This is a genomic window from Caldicellulosiruptor sp. F32, assembly GCF_000404025.1.
GTDB classification, from domain to species: Bacteria; Bacillota; Thermoanaerobacteria; order Caldicellulosiruptorales; family Caldicellulosiruptoraceae; genus Caldicellulosiruptor; species Caldicellulosiruptor saccharolyticus.
This window is the reverse complement of the sequence record NZ_APGP01000093.1, coordinates 37,594-49,806: the sequence shown is the minus strand read 5'-3', so window position 1 is coordinate 49,806 and position 12,213 is coordinate 37,594. Positions and strand designations below refer to the sequence as shown.

The 12,213-nt window shown below is 34.8% G+C and carries 12 protein-coding genes and 1 pseudogene; 7 read left to right on the top strand and 6 right to left on the bottom strand.

Going from position 1 to position 12,213, the window contains the following annotated elements; all coding sequences use genetic code 11:
- Nucleotides 1-1,166: pseudogene (locus tag H964_RS08745) on the bottom strand (extracellular solute-binding protein); the annotation flags it as partial.
- A gap of 57 nt (nt 1,167-1,223) precedes the next feature.
- Complete coding sequence (locus H964_RS08740) at nt 1,224-2,243, bottom strand: LacI family DNA-binding transcriptional regulator (protein ID WP_039766722.1); 1,020 nt, start codon at nt 2,241-2,243, stop codon at nt 1,224-1,226.
- 712 nt (nt 2,244-2,955) lie between these two features.
- Between H964_RS08740 and H964_RS08735 the strand changes: the two genes are divergently transcribed.
- Nucleotides 2,956-3,198: an AbrB/MazE/SpoVT family DNA-binding domain-containing protein gene (locus H964_RS08735; protein WP_011917919.1), complete on the top strand. Its 243-nt coding sequence runs from the start codon at nt 2,956-2,958 to the stop codon at nt 3,196-3,198.
- A 63-nt stretch (nt 3,199-3,261) separates the two neighbouring features.
- Here the strand turns inward: H964_RS08735 and rsmI are convergent, their stop codons facing one another.
- Together rsmI and H964_RS08725 are read right to left on the bottom strand one after the other, a co-directional pair.
- On the bottom strand, nt 3,262-4,122 hold the full coding sequence (gene rsmI / locus H964_RS08730; RefSeq protein WP_039766716.1) for a 16S rRNA (cytidine(1402)-2'-O)-methyltransferase: 861 nt from the start codon (nt 4,120-4,122) through the stop codon (nt 3,262-3,264).
- A 6-nt stretch (nt 4,123-4,128) separates the two neighbouring features.
- The gene (locus H964_RS08725; protein ID WP_039766715.1) at nt 4,129-4,842 is read right to left on the bottom strand and encodes a tRNA1(Val) (adenine(37)-N6)-methyltransferase; all 714 of its coding nucleotides are present in this window, start codon (nt 4,840-4,842) and stop codon (nt 4,129-4,131) included.
- A gap of 154 nt (nt 4,843-4,996) precedes the next feature.
- Between H964_RS08725 and H964_RS08720 the strand changes: the two genes are divergently transcribed.
- On the top strand, nt 4,997-5,383 hold the full coding sequence (locus tag H964_RS08720; protein WP_011917922.1) for a response regulator: 387 nt from the start codon (nt 4,997-4,999) through the stop codon (nt 5,381-5,383).
- Nucleotides 5,384-5,430: 47 nt separating this feature from the next.
- Here H964_RS08720 and hydG read toward each other — a convergent pair whose 3' ends face one another.
- Both hydG and H964_RS08710 read right to left on the bottom strand, forming a co-directional pair.
- The gene (gene hydG / locus H964_RS08715) at nt 5,431-6,864 is read right to left on the bottom strand and encodes a [FeFe] hydrogenase H-cluster radical SAM maturase HydG (protein ID WP_039766713.1); all 1,434 of its coding nucleotides are present in this window, start codon (nt 6,862-6,864) and stop codon (nt 5,431-5,433) included.
- A gap of 21 nt (nt 6,865-6,885) precedes the next feature.
- Nucleotides 6,886-7,131: a TM1266 family iron-only hydrogenase system putative regulator gene (locus H964_RS08710; protein WP_039766711.1), complete on the bottom strand. Its 246-nt coding sequence runs from the start codon at nt 7,129-7,131 to the stop codon at nt 6,886-6,888.
- A 363-nt stretch (nt 7,132-7,494) separates the two neighbouring features.
- On the opposite strand from H964_RS08710, the gene H964_RS08705 reads away from it, so the two are divergent.
- The 5 genes from H964_RS08705 (at nt 7,495) to rbr (ending at nt 12,185) form a co-directional block, all read left to right on the top strand.
- Complete coding sequence (locus H964_RS08705) at nt 7,495-8,592, top strand: glycosyltransferase (RefSeq protein ID WP_039766709.1); 1,098 nt, start codon at nt 7,495-7,497, stop codon at nt 8,590-8,592.
- A gap of 2 nt (nt 8,593-8,594) precedes the next feature.
- Nucleotides 8,595-9,221, top strand: coding sequence for a glycerol-3-phosphate acyltransferase (locus H964_RS08700; RefSeq protein ID WP_039766708.1), 627 nt, complete (start codon nt 8,595-8,597; stop codon nt 9,219-9,221).
- 148 nt (nt 9,222-9,369) lie between these two features.
- Nucleotides 9,370-11,040, top strand: a complete 1,671-nt coding sequence (locus H964_RS08695; protein ID WP_039766707.1) for a glycoside hydrolase family 13 protein — start codon at nt 9,370-9,372, stop codon at nt 11,038-11,040.
- 174 nt (nt 11,041-11,214) lie between these two features.
- The gene (locus H964_RS08690; RefSeq protein ID WP_039766705.1) at nt 11,215-11,625 is read left to right on the top strand and encodes a Fur family transcriptional regulator; all 411 of its coding nucleotides are present in this window, start codon (nt 11,215-11,217) and stop codon (nt 11,623-11,625) included.
- 23 nt (nt 11,626-11,648) lie between these two features.
- Nucleotides 11,649-12,185 carry a rubrerythrin gene (gene rbr / locus H964_RS08685; RefSeq protein ID WP_039766702.1) on the top strand — a complete coding sequence of 179 codons (537 nt, stop codon included), beginning with the start codon at nt 11,649-11,651 and terminating at the stop codon, nt 12,183-12,185.
- Nucleotides 12,186-12,213 lie beyond the last annotated feature (28 nt).

Genomic DNA, 12,213 nt, shown 5'->3' with positions numbered 1-12,213 from the left:
ATTTCCTCCACTTCAGTCAGAATCGGCGAAAGTTCACCAAGTGTTGCTTCAAGCTTTAATTCATGCTCACCTTTTGTAAGATATACAAGATAAGGTTTGCCTTTATCACCCAATGTTTTCATATACCATCTTATACTGTATGGAAACTCTATATCCTCTGCTTCTTTGAACGGCACCTTTCCATCTATGTAAAGCTTCCTGTGCGTTGACATTCCTCTTTGAAAGTTTTGTCTGCTTTTTATTACAATCTTATAAAGCCCATCCTTTGGTACTTCAAACTTCCAGCTTACCCACATGCCAGGGTACTTCCAGTTCCACTGCCCCAAAGTATTTAGTCTAATTTTTGATACGTGGAAAGGCTCTGTTGCAGGATCAGTCCTATCATACATTGGATACAAAATTGGGTCAGATTTAAGATATGGTCTTTCTGCCTGAAATCTGATCAACACGTTCTTTGCAGTAGGAAGATTTGTATAGTTCTTTGAAATCTCAGCATATGTTGGAATTTCTTCTTTGTTATATATTTTTATATACTTTATTGCAAACGGTTCGCGAATACTCACAAGCCTGATTGTATGCTCACCTTTTTCAAAGTAGAAAGAAAATAGTTTGTTATAAAACCCTTCTGTGTCAATAAAATCAGCTTCTTGCCACATTGGATACTCTTGAGTTTTTGGACGAAGGTCATTATCCCTTTTGTCTTTTCTAATTCCTGTTACATCCTTCCAAATTCGTGGAAATGTAATCTTCTGAGCCTCATTGAAAGGAAGTTTGCCATCAATCAAGATCGAAAGCTCAATACCAAGTCCTTTACCAGGAAGCTGATAATAGAGCATTGCCATGTTGTAAAGACCACTCTCAGGTATGTTTACTTTCCACTCAACAAAACCGCCTTCTTTTTCCCATACTAAAACATTCTTCTGACCAGCTAAATTGTCAAGCTTTTTCAAGGTAGTGTCGCTAAAGTTTACATAGTCAGTGGCATTTACTATAATTGTATGCTTTGGATGTGGATAGTTTTTGTACTTTGTAATATACTGCTGGATTGACAACGGCTTAGAGTCTTGCTGTGCATATGCAACACATGACAAAAGTATAACTTGGATGATACTTATAACAATCAGCAAAGATAACTTACTAAGTTTTATTAAAAATCTCTTACCCATTAAACGCAATTTTTACACCTCTTTCTACTTCCGTTTTGGCCATTATTGACGTTGACCTTAGCATGAGCTTCTTATTATAATCTGAGTTGATAACCTTACTGTTTCGAAAATGGGTATATTGTTTTCAATTCTTCTTACAATGGCTTGTGCAAGCCTTCTTCCAAGAATTTCTTTATCTATATTGACAGTTGTGAGTGGTGGGTCGACAAGAACAGACCTTTTTAAATTATCAAAACCAACAATAGCTATATCTTGGGGTATTTTGTGCCCCTTTTCTTTTAAAAACCTTATGGTAAAAATAGCAATATCATCATTTGCACAAACAAAAGCACGGGGGTATTTTGGCATTTTCTCTAAGCTCTTATCAACTTCTTCCTGAATATAATACCTAAATGGCATGTGTTCTATTATACAATATTCCTTTTCCACTTCTAATCCACTGTCTTTTAGAGCCTTTTCAAACCCAAGCCATCTTTCGTATATTGATTTACAATAAGTTATATCACCAATAAAACCTATTGGGCTATAGCCTTTTTCAATCAAAAGTTTTGTGAGTTTGTAGACACTGTTTTCACACTCAGTAAAAATAACATCTCCTTGCAGCTCTTCTAAATCAGCATAAAGTGGCGCATCATAATAGACAGTTGGCAGTTTATACTCTTTTATCTTTTCCATATACTCTTTTTCAAAAACACTCAATACAATCAAACCATCAACCTCATGATTTGTTATGTTAAGTGGAACTACTAAATTTTTTTCATCCTCATCACTTATGTAATTGTAAAATAGACTATATCCATACTTTCCAAGCTCATTGGAGATACCATTGATGATATCAATCCAAAACTCAGAAAGAGCAGCTTTTACTAAAATTGCAACTTTTTTATTTTCTCTTGAAGACCTGACCTTTTCAATTAGCTCCGGCTTGAGTTTGGGATATCCTAATTCAATAGCTTTTTTTATAACTTTTATGGCTGTCTCTTCAGCAACAGTAGCGCTATTGTTTAGAACCTTAGATACGGTGTTTCTTGAAAGGTTGAGACTTCTTGCAATATCGCTAATTGTTACCCTCTTCATTCTTATTTCCCCTACTGTTAAATTCATTATCTTTTGCCAACCCGCTCATTTAAATTTTATAATAGCAAATATAATTTGTCAATATTTTTTGCATTATTTTAATCAATTTGTTGTCGATATATGCACATCTTCTTAAGTTATCTATAGACCCCTTTTGAATTGCTATCCCTACTCAAATTTTTCTCGGTTTTATAGGTACTGTTTTTTGTCAAGACTATTTTAATAGCAGAAAACAATATCCCAAGTAGAAAAGATATATAATAGACAAAAAAACGCACACTTATGTAATATGCTATGTCATTTTACTTGCACATTTATTGTGCAAATTTTGATAAATATCTTACCTTTAAAGTTATAAGGTTTTAGATAAGTCGGCAAATCTTTGTGTGATTGAAATACAATATGTCAATAGTTGTCGAAAAATGTCGAAACATAAGAGATAAATTGTCATTTTATATTTACAGTTTTTTCTTTCTTTTTGTTACAATTATTTTATTCTATTAATTAGATAGATACACTCTTTAAAATTCTAAATATGCGAAAACTTACGACTAAGCATGATATCCACACATAAAACCTGTATAAGTTATAGTTTGATAGTTCACAATATATTGTAAAAAGACTTAAAAAATTCTTGACATAAAATTGCAACGATGGTATATTAGCAGTGTAAGAAAAATGTCGAAATTTGTAGGAAGGAGGTATATGAAAAATGAAATCAACAGGTGTTGTAAGAAAGGTTGACGAGCTTGGCAGAATAGTTCTTCCTATCGAGCTCAGAAGAACTCTTGACATCGCTGAAAAGGACGCTTTAGAAATCTTTGTTGACGGTGACAAGATTATTTTAAGAAAGTATGAACCAGCTTGCATTTTCTGCGGCAATGCAAAGGATGTTATCTACTACAAGGGCAAGAACATCTGTAAAGATTGTATGGAAGAACTCAAAAAGAGCTAATCTGACAGCGGGAAAATATTTTTAAGTGAAAGGGGAGGGCTCTTTAAAAAAGAGCCCTCCCCTTTATTCTTTTTTACTAAAATCTTCAATTTCAAGTGCAATTTTGTAAACTATGTTTTTGGCAACCTTCAACTCCTCAGCTACAATTTTAACAGCTTCTTTTTTGGTCAACCCTTGAGCTATCTTTTCTTTTAAACGCTTCTTAATAGATTCTACATCAAATTTTTTATTCTTTTCTTTTGCATTCTCTTCAAATCCTCTTACAACAAGGACATATTCACCTTTGGGGGAAGTTTTCTCAAAAAAATCTATAGCCTCACGTAAGGTCGTGATCATCACACTTTCATGCACTTTTGTAATCTCTTTTACTATGCTAATTTCTCTGTCTTCACCAAAAACAGCTGCCATCTGTGAAAGTGTATCCAAAAGCTTGTGAGGTGCCTCGTAAAATATCATTGTCCTCTTTTCAAATTTAAGACTTTCAAGTTTTTCTTTTTTTGCTCGCTTATTTTTGGGCAAAAAACCTTCAAACACAAAATTTTGAGTATTCTGCCCCGATATTACCAAAGCACATACAAAGGCACAAGGCCCGGGAATTACTGTTACTTCAATTCCTTCTTTTAGACACCTTCTTACAAGTTCATATCCAGGGTCTGAGATAAGCGGCATTCCTGCATCTGAAACCAGAGCAATCTTTTTGCCATTTTTAAGCTCTTGTATTATTCTATCTTCTTTCTCTTCTGGGCTAAACTCATGGTAAGAAACAAGCCTTTTTTTAATTCCAAAGTGGTTCAAAAGCTTTATTGTAACTCTTGTATCCTCGCAAGTTATAAAGTCTACTATATTTAGAGTATCTAATGCTCTTTTTGATATATCATCAAGGTTTCCAATTGGTGTTCCAACAATAAATAGCTTTCCACTCACTACTGTTCACTCCGTATCTTCTTTTTGAAGTTCACCATAATACTCCATCTCATCCACAAAAAGTGGTTTGTCCACCTTAAGTGTGCACTGTTTGCCCTTTTTTGCCTCAATCAAAACAAGCGAAGACTCTTTATCCTTATTTTGATGAACAAACCTTATAAGGCTTGGCTCCAACTTATAAACTCTCAAATAGTAAAGAGCATCAGTTAACCTGTCACTCCTGTAGACCATATAGAACCTTCCACCAAATTTCAAAATCTGCATAGCACTTTTTACAACATCTTCAATTGTGCACATAATCTCATGGCGAGCTATGGCTTTTTTGATATTTGGATTGATTGTGCCGCTGTTCACTTTTCTATAAGGTGGATTTGTAAACACAACATTGGCAAACTCTGAACCAAAGATTTTTAGTGCATCTTTCAGGTCTGCATTTATCACCTCAATCTTGTCTTGAAGATTGTTGATATTTCTGTTGAGAATTGCAAGCTCACATACCTCTTTTTGAATCTCTAAAGCGTACAGTTTTTTGAACTTTTTGTTCTTTGCCCAAAGTAGAATAGGAATTATCAAGTTACCCGTCCCAAACTCAACCACAATGTCATTTTTCTTTACTTCAATAAAATCACTGAGTACTACCGCATCAGTTCCATATAGGAAAAAATCTGTATCTTGATATATTGAAAAGTTGCCTATCTTTAAATTTTCCTTTCTAAGCATAGCATTACCTCTTTGTACTAAAACTTCTTTAATTTACAGTCTTGATTTTTTCTCTAAAATTCTATATGAACAGTGTTGTTTTTTTCTGCAAAAGCATTATAATATATTATAGTGTCCTTGAAAATATTTGACAATGTCAAAGAGGAGATTTGTTATGAAGATCTGTATTGTAGATGATGCCCAATTTATAAGGCAAATTCTAAAAGACATATTCATATCACTAGGGCATCAGGTTATTGCAGAATTTTCATCAGCTTCACAGCTTATCGAAAATGTTGAGGACCTAAAACCTGATATTGTCACACTTGATATCACAATGCCTGATATGGACGGGCTCACCGCAACTCGCATCTTAAAAAATATCATTCCTGATGTTAAGGTTATTATAATCTCTGCAATATCTCAGCCAGATATTGAAAAAGAAGCCAAGAAATGTGGAGCATATGAGTTTGTGCGAAAGCCATTTTCAAAACTTGCAATTGAGCATATAATAAAACAAATAGAAGATGAACAAAACAGCAAAAACGGGGCTATAAAATAAAATAGCCCCATTATGGTTTTTACTGGTCTTTTGTTTTTGTATAATGCTCAAAAATACAAATCCCTGTCACCTTGTCGTATCATCTCAAGCCTTTTTTCTGTTTCTTTTCTCATCTTTTCATCTTTTATTTGATTTAAGCTATCATATATTAATTTCCTCCCAATTTCCTTAGTTTTCTCAGAACCATAGTCCTCTAAGTATTCCATAAAAGTCAAAAGCGCATTTGGAGTGCAAAAGTCTTGAATATCACCTGTCTTTGCATATTGCATAAACAAATCTCCAGTTCTTCCTCTTCTGTAGCAAGCTGTACAGTAGCTTGGAATATAACCTGCCTCACAAAGAGTTCTTATGACCTCATCAGGACTTCTTTTATCTTCTACTTCAAACTGTGCAAGATCTTCATCTAAATCACCCGTGGATTTTCCTTGGTACTCAAGTGTATATCCACCAACACCTGTACAAGACCCAGCGCTAATTTGAGAAATTCCAAGGTCAATTACCTCTTCCCTAAACCCTGGTCTTTCTCTTGTTGATAAAATCATGCCAGTGTAGGGCACGGCAAGTCGAATTATTGCAACAATTTTTTTGAACTCGTCATCAGATACTAAGTATGGATATTTCTCTTTTGTCACCTCAACACCTTCGGCAGGTCTAATCCTTGGCACAGAAATTGTATGTGGTCCAACACCAAACCTTTCTTCTAAATGCTTTGCATGTAAAATCAATCCTACAACTTCAAACTTGTAATCATAAAGCCCAAACAAAACCCCTAAACCAACATCGTCAATTCCGCCTTGCATAGCTCTGTCCATTGCCATTGTATGCCAGTCGTAATCTGATTTTGGTCCTTCGGGGTGCATGTATTCATATGTTGGTCGATGATATGTTTCTTGGAAAAGCACATATGTGCCTATTTTTGCTTCTTTTAGCATTCTATATTCTTCAATTGTGGTTGCAGCAATGTTGACATTTACTCTTCTGATATTGCCTTTTTCCTTGTAAACAGAGTATATAGTGTTTATGGCATCTATAACATATTCAATTGGAGCTTCTTTGGGGTCTTCGCCAAGCTCAAGAGCAATTCTTTTGTGCCCAAGAGATTCAATTATCTCAACCTCTTTTCGTATCTCATCCATAGTAAGTTTTCTTCTTTTCATTTTAGTGTTTGATCTGTGATAGCCACAATAGCGGCAATTATTTACGCAAAAGTTGCTGATGTAAAGTGGTGCAAAAAGCACAATTCTCTTGCCATAGATTCTCTCTTTTACCTGCTTTGCAGCTTTGAAAAGTTTTTCTAAAAGGTCTTTATCATCTATATAAAGAAGTGCTGCAACTTCTTCTGGCTCAAGCCCATACAGATTCAATGCTTTCTGAATTATATCTTCTGCCCTATCTTGGTTTTGTTTTCCCTTTTCAAGAATCTCAAAAACCATCTCATCATTTATAAACTCGGCTCTTTCCCACTGGTCTTTTTTGAACATTTTCAAACCACACTCCAATCTTTATTTTGTAAGAGCACTTTTTACCTTAACACCGTTCAAAGCACCAAGCTTTCCTGTGAGCGCACCAATCTCGTCAGTTGTCCCATCAACTATTAGCGAGATTACACAAAGCCCTCTTTCTTTATAAGGTATACCCATTCTTCCAACAATAATGTCACCATGTTCACTTAGGATTTTGTTGAGCTTATCTGCCACCTCTTTTCTGTTTTCAACAACAATTCCAATAACACCAATCCTTCTTTCCATAAAAGCACCATTCTCCTTTAATGTAAAAATAAAAAATCCACCTCTCCTGACCTTTTACGTGTCCAAAGCCTTATCTTTAGCCAAAAGAGGTGGATATCTTTCTCTTCATCTTTTACATCCCCTCCTTATCAGGCCATTTTGCCCTCTAAGTCAGGAGCAAATATTTTATTTGTTAATATTATAACATACTCTTTAGAATATTAAAAGTGTACTATTGAGAATTTTTTCTTTTTTGTAAACTCAAGATGTTAGAAAGAAGGTTGTTGATATTATTTCATTTAAACAATAACTCAAATGATATATAATATAATAAATAAACACGCTCAGCGATACTCTCCCTTTTAAAAAGGAGCTGGTTTTTTTATGATATTTTTTATTATCTCCATCCTGGGCATAGCTTCGGGATTTCTCCTTTTCTCAAAAATATTTCTAGCAGACTCTAAGGACGAGTCTCTTGAACTAAATCAGAAGATTTCGGTAATAATACCTGCTCGGAATGAAGAGAAAAATCTGCCCTACCTGCTCAAAAGCCTTTTTAACCAAACTACTGTTCCTGATGAAATAATAGTTGTAGATGATTTTTCTGAAGATAATACTTCTAAGATTGCCAGGGAATTTGGCGTTAAATTAATTAAGAATCCTCCTTTGCCTCCAGGCTGGACAGGTAAAAATTGGGCTCTTTGGAACGGGTATTTAAACTCAACAGGTGATATACTGATATTCTTAGATGCTGATGTGAGATTATCCAAAGATGGTGTAGAAAGAATTGTAAAAACCCTTTTTTCAACAAATGGTGCAATTTCGGTTATACCATATCATAAGACAGAGCAGTTTTATGAAAGATTGTGTTTAATTGTTAATATTCTCGGTGTGTTTGCTTTTATGTCACCATATGAAAGAAAGAGCAGAAGCAAAGGAATGTATGGTTCTTGTATAGCAGTTTTTAGAAAAGACTACGAAAAGGTTGGCGGGCACAAACGTATATGTAGCATAGTAACAGATGATTTAAGTCTTGGCAAGCTATTTTGCGAAAATGGTATAAGAGTTGAAAATTTTTTAGGATACGATACTGTAGCATTCAGAATGTACCCAAATGGAATGAAAAGCCAGCTTGAAGGAATTGCAAAGAGTGCGGCATTGAGCATGCAGCTTTTAAATACAAAGACAGTCTTTTTAATTGCTCTGTGGGCTTTTGGACTTGTCTTAACAGGTTTCTTAACACCCATTTTGCTCTACATTCATCATCCTTTAGCAATCCAGTTTTTGATAGGCTATATTCTTTATGTTGTTCAAATATTATACCTTCAAATATATATAGGCAATTTTGGCATTTTGCTTCCTATACTTCACTTTATTCCTACCGCATATTTTTTGCTGATGATTCTATATTCATTCTATCAAGTAAAATTCCTGGGCAGCATCTGTTGGAAAGGAAGACAAATTAAAGTAGGGGGTAAATAAAAATGCTTGCTGCAATTACTCTTTTGGAATTTTTTTGTGGATCGCTGATGTTCTCTTACTGGCTTGGAAAGCTTGTCAAAAAAGATATAACACAAGTAGGCGACGGAAATCCAGGAGCTTTTAACTTAATTCAAGCAGCTGGAATCAAAATTGGGCTTTTGGGAGTATTTTTGGACTTTGCAAAAGGGTATTTCCCTCTTGTGTATTTTGTTGAAAAGGGATACCTGCCAAAGTCATATATTATCCCTGCTGCAATTGCACCTATCTTGGGACATGCATTTTCGCCTTTTTTGAGATTTAAAGGAGGAAAATCCATTGCAACTACATTTGGAGTGTGGAGTGCAACAACCAAGTTTAGAGTGTCTTTTTTCTATGCAATTGTTTTAGCACTTCTTTTTGTAATCGCAAAAAAGCTAAAGCACGGCGGCTCTACCACAACCGAAGAAGACGCTTTCATGGTTGTGTTAGGATTTTTGATTGTAGGTGTTTACCTTTATCTTCTTGATTTTTCTGCATACCTTTTGACACTTTGGTTTTTAAATTTACTTGTCATGATCTATAAGAACAAAGAGAAGCTTTCTACATTTTATTTTGCTATTACAAATAAAGAACATGAATTGAAGAAATAAGCTATTAATAGCCAATAGTACAACGTTTAGTAACTTTTTCTCTGAAAATGTTTTATATTCTAAACAACGACTTCTGTTTTTGTAAATTATAAGGTATAATTTTAGATATGAGAATTCCATAGGTGCTGAGAAAGGAGAAGTCAAACGTATGCATAAAAAATGGTGGAAAGAAGTTGTTGTTTACCAAATCTACCCAAGAAGCTTTTATGATTCGAATGGTGATGGCATTGGAGATCTCCCTGGAATTATTCAAAAGCTTGACTATTTAAAAGAGCTTGGAGTTGATGTAATCTGGTTAAATCCAATTTACAAATCTCCAAATGCCGACAATGGATATGACATCAGTAGCTACTATGATATTATGGATGAATTTGGAACAATGGAGGACTTTGACAAGCTCTTGCAAGAAGCCCACAAGCGAGGAATAAAAATTTTAATGGATTTAGTAGTTAACCACACATCTGATGAACACAAATGGTTTCAAGAATCCAGGAAATCAAAAGATAACCCTTACAGAGACTTTTATTTCTGGCGACCTGGAAAAAATGGAGGACCTCCTAACAACTGGACATCCTTCTTCAGCGGTCCTGCGTGGGAATACGATGAGTTGACAGGAGAATATTATCTTCACCTTTTTGCTGTAAAGCAGCCAGACCTTAATTGGGACAATCCAAAAGTCAGACAAGAAATTTACAAAATGATGAAGTGGTGGCTTGACAAGGGCATAGACGGTTTTAGAATGGATGTAATAAACCTCATTTCAAAAGTTGAAGGGCTGCCAGATGATAAAGAAGGTGAAAAGCAAGGAGGTCTAATTGGCTTTAGATATTATGCCAACGGTCCAAGAGTGCATGAATATCTTCAGGAAATGAACAGAGAAGTTCTTAGCAAATATGATATCATGACAGTTGGCGAAACCCCATTTGTCACACCCGAAATTGCAAAGCTATATGTGGAGTATGACAGAAATGAGCTTAATATGCTCTTTCATTTTGAACATATGGATATGGACTGTAGCGGCAGCAAGTGGAATATAAAACCTTGGAAACTCACTGATTTGAAAAAGATAATGTACAAGTGGTACTTAGCTTTAAAAGACAAGGGCTGGAATTCACTTTACCTTAACAACCATGACCAGCCAAGAATGGTCTCACGTTTTGGCAATGATAAAGAATACAGGGTTGAATCTGCAAAGCTTTTAGCAACTTTGCTTCACACATGGCAGGGAACACCCTATATTTACCAGGGCGAAGAGATTGGTATGACAAACTGCAAGTTTGAAAGTATTGATGAGTTCAGAGATATCGAAACACTCAACTGGTACAAAGAGATGAAAAAGCTTGGAAAATCAGATGAAGAGCTTTTAGAAATCTTAAACAAAAGAAGCAGAGACCATGCACGAACACCAATGCAGTGGGATGATTCTGAAAACGCAGGGTTTACAAAAGGCACCCCATGGATAAAGGTAAATCCAAATTATAAGGAAATAAATGTTAAAAAAGCTTTGGAAGATAAAAATTCGGTGTTTTATTACTATAAGAAATTGATTGAACTTAGAAAAAAGCATCCTGTCATTGTATATGGCGATGTACAAATGCTTTATGAGGACGATGAAAAGATCTTTGCATATACAAGAAATTATGAAGGTGAAAGGCTTCTTGTTGTCATGAACTTTTCCGAAGAAGAAAGTGAGTTTTTAGCACCAAAAGAAATATTTACTCAAAAACCTGAGCTTTTAATTAGCAACTATGAAGTAGATGATAACATTCAAGAAAAAATTGTTTTAAAACCCTATGAAGCAAGGGTATATAAAATATAAGAGGGTGACTTTCAAAAGGGCTGTTTAAAAAAGGTAAAAGAAGATTGAAACAACAGCCCTCTTTACTTTTTATAAAAAATTTTACTTGACAAATTTTAATGTTGAAAATATAATAAAATTGTAATAAGTACAATCTAAAATTAAATCCACAAGGGGGAAGTAAAAATTTCTGATTTGGCTTTTTTAAAACGCAAGCTATTACAAAAGGGAATAAAACCATCGCTGATAAGGCTTAAGGTTTACGAATACTTGGCAGATCACAAAACTCATCCAACAGTAGATGAGATTTACAGTAGCTTGGTCCTTGAGATTCCTACACTTTCAAAAACATCTGTGTACAACACTTTAAGCTTATTTGTAGAAAAAGGACTTGTACAGATAATCACAATTGAAGAAAATATTGCGCGCTTTGATGCTGATACATCAGTGCATGGGCATTTTCAGTGCAAAAACTGTGGCAAAGTTTATGATTTTTCAGTAAAACCAGAGTCTATTCAATCTTCTCTTTCTTCTGAATTTATTGTTGATGAAATTTATGTCTACTATAAGGGCACCTGCCCTTATTGCAAAAATAAAAACAATTAAATTGTGGGAGGTTGAGTTTTGAGATGAAGGATTTAAAAGGAACACAGACTGAAAAAAACTTGTGGGCAGCATTTGCTGGTGAGTCTCAGGCAAGAAACAAGTACACCTATTTTGCATCCCAGGCAAGAAAAGAAGGGTATGAACAGATTGCTGCAATTTTTGAGGAAACAGCTGAAAATGAAAAAGAACATGCAAAGCTCTTCTTTAAATTCTTAAATGGAATTGGTAACACAGCAGAAAACCTCAAAGCTGCTGCAGAAGGCGAGCATTATGAATGGTCTGAGATGTACAAAGAGTTCGCAAGGGTTGCAAGAGAAGAAGGTTTTGATGAGATAGCAACTGCATTTGAGTTTGTTGCAAAGGTTGAGGAAAAGCATGAAGAAAGATACAGAAAGCTTCTTGAAAATGTTGAAAATGGCAAGGTGTTTGTAAAAGACGATGTTGTTGTTTGGAAGTGCAGAAATTGTGGTTATGTACATGTCGGCAAAGAAGCTCCAAAGGTATGCCCAACCTGCAAACATCCACAGTCATTCTTTGAAATTAGAGCTGAAAATTATTAATTTCAAATTTATAAAGAAAAACATAAGG